This window comes from Tepidamorphus sp. 3E244 (genome assembly GCF_046159835.1).
GTDB lineage: Bacteria > Pseudomonadota > Alphaproteobacteria > Rhizobiales > Tepidamorphaceae > JACKJK01.
In genome coordinates, this window is the sequence record NZ_JBJXCY010000001.1 from 991,174 (window position 1) to 1,005,481 (window position 14,308).

The window sequence follows — 14,308 nt, forward strand, 5'->3', positions numbered from 1 at the left end:
GCCGCCGCTCAGGCGGACTGGCCGGCGAGGAGATGCGAAACCAGCGCCTCGACCGCGATGGTGTAGCCTTCCGGACCGAGGCCGACGACGCAGCCCATCACGGCGGCCGCAAGCGGTGCGTGGTGCCGAAAGGCTTCCCGCTTGAAGACGTTGCTTACGTGCACCTGGATCGCCGGGGTTCCGACCGCAGACAATGCGTCGAGGATCGCGATGGAGGTGTATGACAGGCTCCCCGCGTTGATGACGATGCCGCTCGCAGCCGTGCGCGCTTCCTGGATCCAGTCGACCAGTTCGCCCTCGTGGTTGGACTGCCGGAAATCGATCTCGGCACCAAGCTCGGTGCCCTTGGCGCGGCACAGGTCGGCGATATCCGACAGGGTCAGCGAGCCATAGGTGCCCGTGTCGTCGAGGCCGTAGAGATTGGTGTTGGGACCGCTGAGAACGAAGAGGCGAAGCGGCTGGTTGGACGGCATCGAGACAAGCTTTCGGTTGGAGCGTTCAGGCTCAGGCGACGTGTTCGGCGGGGCGTGTTGCCACCATGGAGGGACGGGTTTCGAAGGCGGAAAACCAGTTGGCGGCCGCCGGCCGGCCGTCCCGCCAGCGAAGTTCCGGGAACCGGAAATCGAGATAGCCAAGCGCGCAGCCGATTGTGATCGTGCCGATGGTCGGGCGCTCCGGCAGGTCGCCGACGATGGCCTCGATCCGGTCCAGCGCGCCGGTCACCTTGGCGAGCTGGGCGTCGGCCCAGCCGCTCCACTGCGCTGCTTGCGGGCGCATCACGCGCTCGTAGCGGGTCGCGATCGCGGCATCGAGAAGGCCGTCGGCCATCGCCTGCTGGGTCAGTGTTTCCCAGCGGGCTTCGCCGTCAGGGAACAGCCCCGTCTCCGGCTTCAGCGCGGCCAGGTATTCGCAGATGACGCGACTGTCATAGAGGGTGCTGCCATCGTCGAGGATCAGGGCGGGGATCTTTCCGAGCGGATTGTGGGCCGCCAGGTCCTCGCCGCGTTCCACCGGGCTTGCGAGAACGAATTCGGTTTCGATGGATCCGGCCAGTCCCGCCTCGTGGGCGACGACCATGACCTTGCGGACGAACGGGGAGGTGGGCGCGTGCAGCAGCTTCATGGCGTCTGGTCCAACGCACCAACCGCGCGAAGCCCGGCACGGGCCACGTCCACGTCCTGCTCGCCGGTGCCGGAACCGACACCGATACCGCCGACGCACACCCCGTCGAAGATGATCGGCAATCCGCCTTCAAGATTGGTGAGGCGCTGGCCGCCGGCGAGCGACAGCTTGACCTCGTCCGCAGGGTTGAGCCGCGACGTCGGCTGGCTGTGGGACGCTGCAGTGATGGCCTTGGACAGGGACGTTTCGCGCGAGAGTAGCCGCGCGCCGTCCATCCGGACGTACGCGAGCAGGTTTCCGCCGTCGTCCACGATTGTGATATTCTGCGGGACGCCGAGTTCCTCGGCCCGCGCGACCGCGCCGGCCAGCATCTTGAGCGCGCCAGCGTGAGTCAGTTTCAGGAAAGGCCGCGTGACAGACATCGTGTTCACTCGTCTCCGGGGACGCCGTAGGAGGGCGCGGAGGACGGGTCGAGTGCGCGGGTCACGTAGGCGTCCGCTTCGTCTTTCCAGCGCGTCCACAGGGCGTCCAGTTCGGCCATGACGTCGCCGTCGGACCAGTCAATGCGCAGGTCGGTGACCGGCCAGGAGACCTTGTCGACGACAAGCAGGCCAACGGAATGGACCGGGCCTTCCTCGCCGCCTGCATCTTCGGCGGCTTGCATCGCAGCCACCAGCCTGTCACCCAGGTGGGCATCCGGCATCGACAGGAAACGCTCCACCATCGCCTCGGGAACGTCCGGCGACGACAGCAGGTTGCCTGCCGCGACCACGTCCGGGCGCTGTTCGATGCGGTGCGTTCCCAGCGTCTTGCCGCCGGAATGATGTGCTGACGTACCGTCGGCGCCCAGCACGACCACCTGGCGATAATCGAAATGGTTGGCCTCCGAGGCGAGCAGGTCGAGCACGTCGACAGGCGTCAGCCCGGCAGCCAGCAGGTCGAGCCCCTTCGGGCCCAGCGACGGGTCGGTGATGTTCTGCGTGGCGACGACACCGACACCGGCCCTTGCGTGGGCACAGCGCGCGGCGACTGCGGGAGACGATGACGACACGGCGATGCCGAGCATGCCGGTTCGCGTGCAGCGGCCTGAGATCGAGAAAGTCACGGCGCTCTCCTGCTCACGTGGCGTCCGGGATGACAGCGGTGACCTCGATTTCCACGACCCATTCGGGCCGCGCGAGGGCATCGATCACCAGCCCCGTCGAACACGGAAAAACGCCCTGCAGCCACTTGCCCATCTCCAGGTAGACGGCTTCGCGATAGCGGATGTCGGTGAGGTACACGACGATGCGGCAGATGTGGCCAAGCTCGCTGCCGGCTTCCTCAAGCAGCATCTTGATGTTCTCCATCGCCTTCGCGGTCTGCTTGCCCGCGTCTCCCACGTGGAGGCACTCGCGGGTTTCCAGGTCCTGCGCGACCTGTCCGCGCAGGAAGACCATCGTGCCGCGGGCGACGACGCCCTGGGACAAGTCATTGGAGAGGTTCTGCTCCGGGTAGGTGTCCTTGGTGTTGAAGGGCCGGAGGCGGTGATGGGTTGGCATCGATTGGGTCTCTTTCAAGGGAACTGTCTGGCTCATTCCAGCGGCCTGAATTGCGGGCCGCCGCGCCTGGCCAATGGCCTCAGGCGGTTTCAAGCTGGCGGTAGTCGCCGCCGGAATAGATCAGCGGCTTGTCACCGCGCATTTCCGCGGCAAGAACCTCGCCGGCGATGATGCTGTGCGAGCCGAACTCGAAGATGCTGGCAAGCTTGCAGTCGAAGGCGCAAAGCGCCCCGTCGAGCAGGGCCGAGCCCGTGACGAGCGTGCTCCAGTGACCTGCCGCGAAACGGTCCTCCCGCAGTTCGGGGATCAGGCCGGCGAAGCTGTCCGCAACGCGCTGCTGCCCGTCGGCCAGGATATTGGCGGCAAAGACGCCATTGGCCTTCACGATGGGCAGTAACCGGCTCTCCCGGTGCAGGCAGAACAGGATGGACGGCGGTTCGAGCGACAGCGAACACAGCGAAGACACCGTCACGCCCAACGGGCCTTCGTCGCCGTCGGTTGTCACAACCGTCACGCCGGACGCGGTGCGGCGCATGGCCTGGCGGAAGACGTCCGGATCGAGCGCGCTCATCCCTTCGCTCCCGTCACCCGGTCCGAGAGACCGGCGACCTTGCGCACGAATTCCAGCGGCCCTTCGAAATCGAAGGAGTTGTAGACGGCGTTCAGGTGGTTGAAGTGCGGGGCCTGCGCGAACTGGACGAAGGTCAGCCGGTGCCCGGCATAGTCCGAGTTCAGCAGGTCGCGCGCAAACGCCAGCAGCTTGCGGCGGTCATCGGCCTGCCACTGGTTGTTGAGCGAGTAGAACTTGTCGAGCCACGGCTTTGTCTCGTCGCCTTCGAAGGATGCCGCATTCGGCGTGACGCAGATCTGTCCGCCGCACAGCTCGCGGGCGATGTGCATCATCGCGGGCAAGTTGGCGCAGGCGTGAACGCGCCCGGCATAGAGCAGTGACTGGTTGGGCATCAGCAGCCCGCCGGGGCTTTTCTCCGCTGTGGCGATGGCAGCGGTCAGGTGCGCGTTGATGCCTTCGCGGTAGCAGACAAGATCGGCGAGCTTCTCGCGAACCGCCTGCAGCTTGTCGAGGCCGGTCTGTTTCGCGTTCCACAGCGCCGCGCCGATCATCATGTCGGCGACGTAGAGGAGGCGATGCACGTAGGGGAATGCCGAGTAGCGGTGCAGTGTCGCCCGCACGAACTGTGCTGCCTTTGTGTGGCGGTAGAAGAACACGTTCTCCCACGGGATCAGCACGTTGTCGAAGATCACGAGGGACTCGATCTCGTCGAACTTGTTGGCGAGCGGGTAGTCCTTCGGGTTGGTGCGCCCGGCAAACGAGGAGCGGCAGATCTGCTTCACGCCGGGCGAGCCCATATCGACGATTCCGCCGACGGCATAGTCGGACAGCGTCTCGTTGGTCCATGCGCCGACTGTGGGTTTGAGGAACGCCTGGTCGGCATAGGCGGCGGCCGTCTCGTACTTGGCGCCGCGAATGACGATGCCCGCGTCCGTCTCCTTCACGACATGAACCATCATGTCGGGGTCCTGCTCCTGCGGCGGCAGCGAACGATCGCCCTTCGGATCGGTGTTGGCGGAGATGTGGAAGATGTCCTTCTCGAGGATCGTCTGGACGTGCCGGTCGACGTTCTGCGCAAATTTCGGATCGAACTCGGCCAGCACGTCGCGCCCGTCGATCAGCGACCAGACCTCGCCGATGGTCTCGTCGCCGACCCGCGTGACGACGCCGCCGATATCGTTAAGGACGAGGTCGATGGCCTCGACCTTGTCGTCCCAGTCCTGCGTTTCGCGCGGGGGTTTGTAGAAGATCGTGTTGCGCTCGTTGCCGTCGACATAGGTCAGGCGGTCCTGGTACTCGGCCTCATGGGCCATGTCGTACATGCGGGCCCTGACATCGACGATCGGCTTGAACGCGGCGTGCTTCGTGACGTCCTTGACGCGCTCTCCATCGATCCAGACTTCGCGTCCATCCTGAAGTCCTTCGCGATACTCACTGCCTGTACGGATCATGTGCCTACCTCTTGTTTGTGGGCCCATATTGCGCCGCGGCAATGGATCGGTAAAATACTTTCATGCGTTTTTTTGAATCGAGAAATCCGATGCAAGTGTCGCTACGCTCTCTCCGTTACGTCGTTGCTGCCGCCGATTTCGGCAATCTCACAGAGGCCGGCAAGAACCTGCACATATCTCAGTCATCCATCTCGTCTGCGATCTCGCGGTTCGAGGCGGAGTGCGGCGTGCAGATCTTCGTGCGCCACCATGCAAAGGGGGTCTCGACGACGGTTGCCGGCACGCGCGTGATCAATGAGGCGCGGATGCTGCTGAAGCACGCGCGCGACTTCGCCGCCAATGCGCGCGCCATGGCCGACGAGGTGCGGGGCGAGGTTGCTGTCGGCTGCTTCTGGACCATTGCGACCCACTTCATGCCGGCGCTGCTGTCGACCTTTGCCAAGAGCCATCCAGGCATCAATGTCAGCCTGGACGAGGGCGATCAGCAGTGGATTCTGGACGCGATCATTTCCGGTCAGACGGAATTGGCCCTGTCATATGATTTCGCCCGGCCAGAGGAAATTCACGCCGAGCCGCTCGCCGTGCTCCCGCCCAATGCCGTGTTGCCGCTGGACCACCCTCTGGCCGAGCGGGACTCCGTCAGCCTTGCAGACCTCCGCGACGAGCCGTTCATCCTGCTCGACCTGCCGCATTCGCGGGAATATTTCCTGCGCCTGTTCCAGACCGCGGGTATTACCCCGAAGATCGCCTACCGATCGCGGGCCTATGAACTGACGCGCGGTCTCGTGGGGCATGGCTGCGGCTACACAATCCAGAACATCCTGCCGCGCACCCAGACCACGCACGATGGCGGGCAGGTCGCGGTGCTGCCGATCAGCGACGACCTCGAGCCCGTCCGCGTTGTGAGTTTTCGTCTCAAGCGGCAGACCCCGCGACCGGCGGTTTCGGCCTTCGAAAGCCATCTCAAGGCCTGTTTCTCAGCCGGTGGCGTGTTCGAGCCGGGCACGCTGACGCCGCATTCCGCGATACGTTGAGCCGACCCTAAGCACCAGAAAACATGCACGTTATCAACGGTTTGATCGCGCCCACGCCGCAGGCCTGAGTGGCGCTGTAAGGGGCTGAATCGAAAAACGCGATCTTGAGAGGCGGTTAAAACTATTTTTCCTGTGAAGGGTGCCGTGCAAAATTTTGTTGCATGAGCAATCTTTCAGCATTTTGTGTCCCTTCGGCTGGCCCCGGCCCGGAAAACTCGTTTGTCCGCAAGGGCCGGAAGCTGCGTGTTCCGGTGGGAGGGGCGGGCCGATGAGTGGCGATGCGCTGGTCTTCTACAGCCCTGTCGACGACGCGAACGATTGGCGCGAGGCCCTGTCTGCGGAACTGCCCGACCTCGACATCCGGGTCGATCCCGATGTCGGTGATCCTGCTGACATTCGTTACGCCCTGGTCTGGCTGCCGCCCAAGGGGTTCTTTCACCGCTTTCCCAACCTGAAACTGGTCACGAACCTCGGTGCCGGCGTGGATGCGCTCGTGCGCCGCGACGACCTCGTTCCGGTCCAGTTTTCCCGCCTGTCCGACACCGGGATGATCTCCATGATGACGAGTTACATCGTCTACACGGTGACCCGGTACGCGCGGGACATGCACATCTTCGAGCGGGCGAAGCGCCGGGGGGAGTGGGAATACGTCCACCCGCGGCCGCTGTCCTCGATTTCCGTCGGCGTACTGGGTCTTGGCGAGCTTGGGTCCCCGGCCGCCGCCATGTTGGCGAAGATGGGCTACGACGTGTCGGGCTGGTCCCGCAGCGAGAAGTCCATCGAGGGCGTGCGGTCGCTGACCGGGCGCGCGGGGCTGGAGACAATCCTCGCCGAGAGCGAAATCCTCGTCAGCCTCCTGCCGCACACGCTGGATCTGGACGGCGTTCTGGGCGCGGACGAACTCGCGCTCATGCCCCACGGGGCCAAGTTCATCAATGCCTCGCGTGCCGCCATCGTCGATGAAGCGGCCCTGATCGCGGCGCTCAATAGCGGCGCAATCGCGGAAGCGACGCTCGACGTGTTCAGCGTCGAGCCGCTGCCCTCCGATCATCCCTACTGGCAGCTCGAAAACGTGTTCATCACGCCGCACATGGCCAGCGTCACCGTACCGGCTCTGGCCGCGCGGGACGTGGCCGAGAGTATCCGGCGGGTGCGTGCCGGCAAGCCGCCGCTGCACGAGATCGATCCGGCCCGTGGCTATTGACGGCAACCGGAAACCGAAGCCCGGCGCATGTGCGCCGGCGTTGAGAAGGAGATGGAACCGATGAAGCGAATTGCATTTGCTCTGAGCGCGCTCACCATGATGGTGACGACAGCGTCTGCCGAAGGACCTCTCGTGGTCAGCACCTGGGGTGGCAACTGGAAGGAAGGCGTCCAGATCGTCGGTGACGAATTCACCAAGCGCACCGGCGTCGAGGTCGAGTACATCACCGGCGGGACGCTCGATCGCCTTGCCAAGGCAAAAGTCGCCCGCGACAACCCCGAGGCCGACCTGATCAACACAACTGGCCAGGTCGGCTATCTCTATCATTCCGACGGACTGATGGAGAAACTCGACTACTCCAAGATTCCGAATTCCGAGAAGCTCTATCCGATTGCCAAGCGCTCGGACTACACCGTGTCCGACTATGTCTACGTCTATACGCCGGCTTTTCGTACCGACGAGATGCCCGACGGATTCAGCATCGAGTCATGGGAATCCCTGTGGGACGAGTCCATGGAAGGAAAGCTCGGACTGCCGGATTTCGACCCGAGCCACATCATCATTGCCGCCACGCGCCTCGCCGGCGTGAAGGTTGAGGATTGGGAGCAGGTTCAGGAAAAGCTCCTCGAACTCAAGCCCAATATCCGCGCCTTCTACCAGTCCGATGCCACGAGCCAGAACCTCATGCGCACGGGCGAAACGCCGGTGCAGGTCCTGCTGAACATCAACGCCTATCACCTGGAGAAGCTGGGTCTGCCGGCTGAAATCCAGGTGCCGAAGGAAGGTGCCGTCGTCGGTTTCGACGTGTGGGGCATTTCGGCTGGTTCGAAGAACAAGGAGCTTGCCGAGCAGTTCCTCAACATCGCGCTCGAGCCGGAAATGCTCGCCAAGCTTTGCAACTTCCACAAGTGCTCCCCGATGAGCCCGGACGCAAAGCTCGACCCGGAGATCGCTGCGCTGCCCGGCATCTTCACCAGCGCCGAGCAGATCGAGAGCGAAGCGATCGTGGTCGAGGATGAAACCTACGCCAAGCTGCTTCCGGTCTGGAAGGTGTGGTTCACTGAAAACATGATGAACTGACCTGCGACCCGGGAAAGGCACGCCGCTGCCTTTCCCGGACCAGCCGGACCACGTGGGGGAAGGGGCTAGAGCCTCGCCATCGCTGAACGTCTCAAGCCCCGTCACGACCTGCAAAACCAATGCTGGTGCCAGCCGTCAACCACGCGATCGAGTTAGCCTGAGGCATGACAACGACACGCCCCTTCTTCGTGACCTTCCTGGCGCCGGCCATGCTGACGGCGGTCATACTGGTCGCGGCGCTGTTTGAGATCCTGCAGTACAGCGTGCGGGAGTTCATTCCAGGCTCGCTGGATGTCGGCGGGTTCACGCTCCAGAATTTCGTGCGCATCAACAAGCCGATCTACTGGGGCGCGCTTCTCAACACATTCTACATCAGCCTGAGCACGGCACTGGCATCGCTCCTGCTCAGCTATCCGGTCGCCTATGCGCTGGTGCGCTCCGAGCGCGACTGGGTGCGTTCGATCCTGATTGCGCTCTCCATCACGCCGCTCTTCACGGGCGAGATTGTCCGCACCTATTCCTGGATGCTGATGCTGGGCACCGATGGGTTCCTGAACAGCATGCTGCAGGGCCTCTCCATCCTCGATGAGCCGTTGCAGATGATGTACACGCGCCTCGGCGTGGTGGTGGCGCTGGTCCAGTTCTCCATGCCGGTGATGATCATCCTGCTGGCCACGGCAATCGCGCATGTCGACCGCGACGTCGAAAAGGCCGCGGCCAATCTCGGTGCCGGACCGCTGACCGTCTTCTGGAAGGTCACGCTGCCGCTCACCAGCCCCGGCATCCTGTCAGGCATCGTCGTGGTGTTTGCCTGGACAATGAGCGCGTTTTCAACGCCCCAGTTCATCGGCGGCGGGAAGATCCTGATGATCTCCAATCTCACCTACCTGCAGGGCTTCTCGATCCTCAATCTTCCGTTCGCGGCGACACTCAGCCTGATCGCCCTTGTCTCGGCTCTCGGCAGCCTCGCGCTGGTCACGACCGTGACCAAGAGGCTCGAGCAGCGCATTTCAGTGAATTGAGGTTTCGATGCGATCCGTGACCTTCTGGAGCCTTGTCATCGCGATCCTCGTCTACATGACGATGCCGACGATCGTGGTGCTGATGACCTCCGTCAATCCGACGCAGATCCTGGCCTTCCCGCCGGAAGGTGTGTCGTTGCGCTGGTACGAGAAGGTGCTGACCTACCGGGACTTCCAGAAGGCATTCAAGAATGGGCTGATCGTCACCGGTTGCGCCTCGACGCTCGCGGTCATCGTCGGTTCGGCGTTCGCATGGTTGATCCGCAACTATGCGTTCCGGGGCCGGGGCCTGCTGGAAGCCGTGCTCTGGTCACCCCTCATCATCCCGCACTTCACGCTTGGCTTCGGGTTCCTGCTGCTTGGCGGCGCGCTCGGCCTGCAGCAGGGCTACACCATGATTGTTCTGGCGCACATGGTCCTCATCATGCCGTTTGTGACGCGTGCGGTTTACGTCAGCCTCAGCAACATCGATCCCAATCTGTCACGCGCGGCAGCGACGCTTGGCGCATCGCCCTTCAAGGTGCTGACTCAGGTCGAGTTGCCGCTGGTTCTGCCTGGGATGGCAGGCGGGTGGCTGATTGCCGCGGTGCTGTCGTTCACCGAGTTCACGGCATCGCTCTACGTGACGGGGAGCCGAACGCAGACCTTGCCTGTCGCTATGTACAACTACATCCGCGAATACGCGGACCCCAGCATCTCCGCGATTTCGTCGATGCTCATCATCGCGACGACGCTGATCATGTTCTTTGCCGACCGGGTGTTCGGCCTGCGCCGCGTGCTGGCAATCGACAATCACTGAACCGGACTGCGCTTTGCTCACCGGGACGGTGAAAGCGCAATTCGTGATGAGCCATGAGAGGGCATCTTGAGAGTGGAAAAGTCAGTAGCCACCCCCGGCGACGCCAAGCACGCAGTTCAACTGCGCAACGTGCGCAAGGAATTCGGCTCCACCATCGGCGTCAACGACCTGACGCTCGACATCCGTCAGGGCGAGTTCCTGACGCTGCTCGGGCCGTCAGGCTGCGGGAAGTCGACACTGCTCGGCATGATCGCCGGGTTCATCACCCCGACGGCCGGCAGAATCGTCGTGGACGGCACCGACCTGACCCACGTCGAACCTTACAAGCGCGACATCGGGCTGGTGTTCCAGAACTACGCCCTGTTCCCGCACGTCAACGTCTTCGACAACGTCGCCTTCGGCCTGAAGATGCGAAAGCTCCCCAAGGCCGAGATCGAGGAGCGAACCCGGCGCGGCATCGCGATGATGAAGCTCGAGGGGCTGGAAAAGCGCCGCGTCCGCCAGTTGTCCGGCGGGCAGCAGCAGCGCGTGGCGGTGGCGCGCGCCGTGGTGATCCAGCCGAAGGTACTGTTGCTCGACGAACCCCTGTCTGCCCTCGACAAGAATCTGCGCGCCCAGATGCAGGTCGAACTCTCCGAGTTGCACAGGAGCACCGGCCTGACGACGATCTTCGTCACCCACGACCAGGGCGAGGCGCTCAGCCTCTCGGACCGCATCGTGGTGATGAACAAGGGGGAGGTGCAGCAGGTCGCCGCGCCGATCGAGTTGTACAAGACGCCTGCAAACGGCTTCGTCGCGTCCTTCATCGGCGAGATCAACGCCCTGCCGGACGCCCGCTACAGCGTCGACGGGGACACCGCCACGCTGGCGATACAGGGTGTCGGCGAGTTGAAGGCACCCCGCCGGCCGGAATGGTCATTTGCCAACGGCACCACGGTGCGCTCGTTCCTGCGCCCGGAACAGGTGGTGCCGGTGGAGTTCGGGTCGACGGGGCCCAACCACTTCGAAGGTGTTGTCGAGGCTCACATCTACCAGGGCGCACAGACGATCACGCGCGTGATGATTGAGGGTATCGGCCTCATTCAGACCCGCGTGAACGGGGCCGACATCATTGCAAGGCAGCCGGTCGGGGAACGAATGGTGCTTCGCTTCGAGGCCGACGACGCGATCCTGCTGCCGACCGGCTTCGTCTGATCCGTCGGACTGACCTATCCCTTCAGGAATTCGTCGCGGATGGGCGTGAAGACCTCAATGACTTCGCCGGCCTCGATGCCGTTCGCGGCATGCTCGACACTGCCGGATGGCAGCATTCAGGCCTACTCGGCGGGCACCTGCCGCGCCGCTTCGGCCCGGGCGGCAGCCTTCCGGCGTTCTTCCGCCGTGCGCCTGCGCGTGAAGACGCGCATGACGAAGACGTAGAACACCGGCACGAAGAACACCGCGAGCACTGTGGCGGAGATCATCCCGCCGAGCACGCTGGTGCCGATGGCGTTCTGGCTGGCCGCGCTGGCCCCGCTGGCAATCGCCAGTGGCAGCACGCCGAAGGAAAATGCCAGCGACGTCATGATGATCGGCCGGAAGCGGATCTGGGCTGCCGTCATCGTTGCCTTGAGCAGCGAGTGACCCTCCGCGCGCAGATCCTTTGCGAACTCGACGATCAGGATCGCGTTCTTCGCCGACAGGCCGATGATCGCGATCAGGCCGACCTTGAAATACACGTCGTTGGGCATGTCGCGCAGCATCACGGCCAGCACCGTGCCGATGGCGCCGAGCGGCACCACGAGCATGACAGACAGTGGAATTGTCCAGCTTTCATAGAGCGCCGACAGCAGCAGGAAGACGAACAGGATCGACAGGCCGATCAGCAGCGGGGCCTGGGTGCCCGACTGGATTTCCTGCAGCGATTGGCCGGTCCACTCGTAGCCAAAGCCGGACGGCAGTTGCGACATCAGACGCTCCATCTCGGCGATGGCATCGCCCGACGAGTAGCCTGGCGAAGCCTGGCCGCTGATGCGCACGGAGGGGTAGCCGTTGTAGCCGACGATCTGCAGAGGCCCTCGCAGCCAGTCGATCTCGGCGAAGGCGGAGATCGGCACCAGCCCGCCGTGGACGTTTTCCACCCGCAGGTCCATCAGGTCCTCGATCTGCATGCGGTCGCCGTCCTTGGCCATGACCATGACGCGCTGCATGCGCCCCGCATTGGGGAAGTCGTTGATGTAGCGTGAGCCGAGATTGGCCGAGATCGTCGAGTTGATCTGGCTGAACTGGACGCCAAACGTGTTGGCCTTCTCGCGGTCGATGATGAGCTGGGCCTGCGCCGCGTCGGGCAGGCCCTCGACCCGCAGCCCGGAGACGATGGGGCTCTGGTTGGCAAGCTCCAGCAGCCGCTGGCGGGCATCGGACAGGGCAGCCTGTCCCATGCCGTTGCGGTCCTGCAGGCGGAAGGTGAAGCCGCTCGACGTGCCAAGCCCGCGGATCGGCGGCGGCGACAGCGAGAAGGACCGCGCGTCCGTGATCTTCTGGAAGATCTGGCCGTTCAGCCGGCCGGCGATTGCCTGCGCGGAATCCTCCGGCCCGCGTTCGCTCCAGTCCTTCAGCGTGACGAAGGCGAGGCCGGCATTCTGGCCGACGCCCGAGAAGCTGAAGCCGAGTATGGAGACGATGGCGTTGACCGCATCTTCCTGCTGGACGATGCCCTCGATGGTCTGCATGACGCTCAGCGTGCGGTTGGCGCTCGCCTCCGCCGGGGCCTGCACGTCGACGATGAGGTAGCCCTGGTCCTCGTTCGGCAGGAAGGAGGAAGGCAGGCCGATATAGAGCCAGCCGAGCGCACCCACCACCAGCAGGTAGACGAGCATGAACACGCCGGATCGCCGCGCCGTGCGCCCGACAATCGAGCGGTAGCCCTTCGTGGTGGAGTCGAACTTGCGGTTGAACCAGCCGAAGAAGCCGCCCTTGGAATGGTGGTCCTTGGAGACGGGTTTCAGGAAGGTCGCGCACATGGCGGGCGTCAGCGAGAGCGCCAAAAAGCCCGAGAACAGGATCGAGGCGACCATCGTCAGGCTGAACTGCTGGTAGATGACGCCCACCGCACCGGGGAAGAACGCCATCGGCACGAACACGGCGGTGAGCACCAGCGTGATGCCGACGATGGCACCGGTGATCTGCTTCATCGCCTTGCGCGTCGCTTCCTTTGGCGAAAGGCCCTCCGTCACCATGATGCGCTCGACGTTCTCGATGACCACGATGGCATCGTCCACGAGAATGCCGATGGCCAGCACCATGGCGAACATGGTCAGGACGTTGATGGAAAACCCGGCAAGAAACAGCATTGCGCAGGTGCCGAGAAGCGCGATGGGAACGACCAGCGTCGGGATGATCGTGTAGCGGATGTTCTGCAGGAACAGGAACATCACCAGGAACACCAGCCCGACCGCTTCCAGCAGCGTGTGCAGCACCTTCTCGATGGACGATTCCACGAACGGGGAGGTGTCATACGGCACCTGGTAGGAGATGCCTTCGGGGAAGAATGCCGAAAGCTCCTTCATCAGGTCGCGCACCGCAGCAGAGGTGGAGATGGCATTGCCGGCCGGTGAAAGCTGGATGCCGACCGCCGCTGTCGGCTGTCCGTTCAGACGGCTGGAGAGGTTGTAGCTTTCCGCCCCGACTTCCATGCGCGCGATGTCACCGAGGCGCACCGTCGAGCCATCGGGGTTCGCGCGCAGGACGATGTCCTCGAATTCCTCGACGGACTTGAGCTGACCGCGCACGACGAGGGTGGCTGCAATCTGCTGGTCCGGCGTCAGCGGTTGCCCGCCGATCTGGCCGGCGGCGACCTGCGCGTTCTGGGCGCGCACGGCGGCAATCACGTCGTCGGGCGTCAGGTTCAGCCCGATCATCTTGTCCGGGTCGAGCCAGATGCGCAGGGCGCGCTGGCTGGCGAAGAGCTGCGCGCTGCCGACACCCTCGATGCGGCGGATTTCGCCCAGCACGTTGCGGGTCATGTAGTCGCCCAGTCCCACCGGATCGATGGTTCCGTCATCGGAGATGAGCGAGACGACCATGAGGAATCCGCTGCTCGCCTGGTTCACCTGGATGCCCTGGCTGCGCACCGTCTCCGGCAGGCGCGGTTCCACCCGGCGGATACGGTTCTGCACGTCCACGGAGGCCTGGTTGAGCGAGGTGCCGGGGCTGAAGGTCGCATTGATGGAGACGCGGCCGGTCGTGTCCGAGGTGGACTCGAAATACATCAGCCCTTCGACGCCGTTCAGCTCTTCCTCGATGGGGCGGGTGACCCCCTGATAGAGGTCCTCGGGCGAGGCGCCGGGATAGTTGGTCTGGATGGTGACCTGCGGCGGCGCGACGCTCGGATATTGCGAGATCGGCAGGAACGGCAGCGTGATGATGCCGGCGAGCATGATGAAGATCGCCACCACCCACGCAAAGATCGGGCGCTCGATGAAAAAGCTTGGCATGGGGAGGCC

The 14,308-nt window shown here is 63.9% G+C and carries 14 protein-coding genes; 6 read left to right on the forward strand and 8 right to left on the reverse strand.

Features of this window, described 5'->3' with window-relative positions:
* Nucleotides 1–8 precede the first annotated feature (8 nt).
* The 7 genes from ACKTEK_RS04775 to ACKTEK_RS04805 all read right to left on the reverse strand — a co-directional run bounded on the left by ACKTEK_RS04775 (nt 9) and on the right by ACKTEK_RS04805 (nt 4,685).
* The gene (locus tag ACKTEK_RS04775) at nt 9–473 is read right to left on the reverse strand and encodes a type II 3-dehydroquinate dehydratase (protein ID WP_409164097.1); all 465 of its coding nucleotides are present in this window, start codon (nt 471–473) and stop codon (nt 9–11) included.
* A 31-nt stretch (nt 474–504) separates the two neighbouring features.
* Complete coding sequence (locus tag ACKTEK_RS04780; protein WP_409164098.1) at nt 505–1,122, reverse strand: glutathione S-transferase; 618 nt, start codon at nt 1,120–1,122, stop codon at nt 505–507.
* Nucleotides 1,119–1,544 (reverse strand): GlcG/HbpS family heme-binding protein, encoded by a 426-nt coding sequence (locus tag ACKTEK_RS04785; RefSeq protein ID WP_409164099.1) that lies wholly within the window; start codon nt 1,542–1,544, stop codon nt 1,119–1,121. The genes ACKTEK_RS04780 and ACKTEK_RS04785 overlap by 4 nt, the downstream gene beginning before the upstream one ends.
* A 5-nt stretch (nt 1,545–1,549) precedes the next feature.
* The gene (locus ACKTEK_RS04790) at nt 1,550–2,227 is read right to left on the reverse strand and encodes a DUF1028 domain-containing protein (protein WP_409164100.1); all 678 of its coding nucleotides are present in this window, start codon (nt 2,225–2,227) and stop codon (nt 1,550–1,552) included.
* Nucleotides 2,228–2,240: 13 nt separating this feature from the next.
* Nucleotides 2,241–2,663 (reverse strand): RidA family protein, encoded by a 423-nt coding sequence (locus tag ACKTEK_RS04795; RefSeq protein ID WP_409164101.1) that lies wholly within the window; start codon nt 2,661–2,663, stop codon nt 2,241–2,243.
* 79 nt (nt 2,664–2,742) lie between these two features.
* The gene (locus ACKTEK_RS04800) at nt 2,743–3,234 is read right to left on the reverse strand and encodes a flavin reductase family protein (RefSeq protein WP_409164102.1); all 492 of its coding nucleotides are present in this window, start codon (nt 3,232–3,234) and stop codon (nt 2,743–2,745) included.
* The gene (locus ACKTEK_RS04805; RefSeq protein ID WP_409164103.1) at nt 3,231–4,685 is read right to left on the reverse strand and encodes a 4-hydroxyphenylacetate 3-hydroxylase family protein; all 1,455 of its coding nucleotides are present in this window, start codon (nt 4,683–4,685) and stop codon (nt 3,231–3,233) included. The genes ACKTEK_RS04800 and ACKTEK_RS04805 overlap by 4 nt, the downstream gene beginning before the upstream one ends.
* Nucleotides 4,686–4,774: 89 nt before the next feature.
* On the opposite strand from ACKTEK_RS04805, the gene ACKTEK_RS04810 reads away from it, so the two are divergent.
* The 6 genes from ACKTEK_RS04810 (at nt 4,775) to ACKTEK_RS04835 (ending at nt 11,018) form a co-directional block, all read left to right on the forward strand.
* Nucleotides 4,775–5,719 (forward strand): LysR family transcriptional regulator, encoded by a 945-nt coding sequence (locus ACKTEK_RS04810; RefSeq protein ID WP_409164104.1) that lies wholly within the window; start codon nt 4,775–4,777, stop codon nt 5,717–5,719.
* 268 nt (nt 5,720–5,987) lie between these two features.
* Nucleotides 5,988–6,923: a 2-hydroxyacid dehydrogenase gene (locus ACKTEK_RS04815; RefSeq protein WP_409164105.1), complete on the forward strand. Its 936-nt coding sequence runs from the start codon at nt 5,988–5,990 to the stop codon at nt 6,921–6,923.
* 60 nt (nt 6,924–6,983) lie between these two features.
* Nucleotides 6,984–8,003 (forward strand): ABC transporter substrate-binding protein, encoded by a 1,020-nt coding sequence (locus tag ACKTEK_RS04820; RefSeq protein ID WP_409164106.1) that lies wholly within the window; start codon nt 6,984–6,986, stop codon nt 8,001–8,003.
* Between the two features lie 164 nt (nt 8,004–8,167).
* Entirely contained in the window at nt 8,168–9,025 is an 858-nt protein-coding gene (locus ACKTEK_RS04825) for an ABC transporter permease (RefSeq protein ID WP_409164107.1), read from the forward strand.
* 7 nt (nt 9,026–9,032) lie between these two features.
* Nucleotides 9,033–9,824 (forward strand): ABC transporter permease, encoded by a 792-nt coding sequence (locus ACKTEK_RS04830; RefSeq protein WP_409164108.1) that lies wholly within the window; start codon nt 9,033–9,035, stop codon nt 9,822–9,824.
* A 72-nt stretch (nt 9,825–9,896) separates the two neighbouring features.
* Nucleotides 9,897–11,018, forward strand: a complete 1,122-nt coding sequence (locus tag ACKTEK_RS04835) for an ABC transporter ATP-binding protein (RefSeq protein WP_409164109.1) — start codon at nt 9,897–9,899, stop codon at nt 11,016–11,018.
* Nucleotides 11,019–11,140: 122 nt separating this feature from the next.
* On the opposite strand, the gene ACKTEK_RS04840 is transcribed toward ACKTEK_RS04835, so the two are convergent.
* On the reverse strand, nt 11,141–14,299 hold the full coding sequence (locus ACKTEK_RS04840) for a multidrug efflux RND transporter permease subunit (protein ID WP_409164110.1): 3,159 nt from the start codon (nt 14,297–14,299) through the stop codon (nt 11,141–11,143).
* Nucleotides 14,300–14,308 lie beyond the last annotated feature (9 nt).

Bases quoted from the DNA above. Each gene is read 5' to 3' on its own strand.
- ACKTEK_RS04775 (WP_409164097.1), bottom strand. From the start codon at position 473: ATGCCGTCCAACCAGCCGCTTCGCCTCTTCGTTCTCAGCGGTCCCAAC.
- ACKTEK_RS04780 (WP_409164098.1), bottom strand. From the start codon at position 1,122: ATGAAGCTGCTGCACGCGCCCACCTCCCCGTTCGTCCGCAAGGTCATG.
- ACKTEK_RS04785 (WP_409164099.1), bottom strand. From the start codon at position 1,544: ATGTCTGTCACGCGGCCTTTCCTGAAACTGACTCACGCTGGCGCGCTC.
- ACKTEK_RS04795 (WP_409164101.1), bottom strand. From the start codon at position 2,663: ATGCCAACCCATCACCGCCTCCGGCCCTTCAACACCAAGGACACCTAC.
- ACKTEK_RS04800 (WP_409164102.1), bottom strand. From the start codon at position 3,234: ATGAGCGCGCTCGATCCGGACGTCTTCCGCCAGGCCATGCGCCGCACC.
- ACKTEK_RS04805 (WP_409164103.1), bottom strand. From the start codon at position 4,685: ATGATCCGTACAGGCAGTGAGTATCGCGAAGGACTTCAGGATGGACGC.
- ACKTEK_RS04810 (WP_409164104.1), top strand. From the start codon at position 4,775: ATGCAAGTGTCGCTACGCTCTCTCCGTTACGTCGTTGCTGCCGCCGAT.
- ACKTEK_RS04815 (WP_409164105.1), top strand. From the start codon at position 5,988: ATGAGTGGCGATGCGCTGGTCTTCTACAGCCCTGTCGACGACGCGAAC.
- ACKTEK_RS04820 (WP_409164106.1), top strand. From the start codon at position 6,984: ATGAAGCGAATTGCATTTGCTCTGAGCGCGCTCACCATGATGGTGACG.
- ACKTEK_RS04825 (WP_409164107.1), top strand. From the start codon at position 8,168: ATGACAACGACACGCCCCTTCTTCGTGACCTTCCTGGCGCCGGCCATG.
- ACKTEK_RS04830 (WP_409164108.1), top strand. From the start codon at position 9,033: ATGCGATCCGTGACCTTCTGGAGCCTTGTCATCGCGATCCTCGTCTAC.
- ACKTEK_RS04840 (WP_409164110.1), bottom strand. From the start codon at position 14,299: ATGCCAAGCTTTTTCATCGAGCGCCCGATCTTTGCGTGGGTGGTGGCG.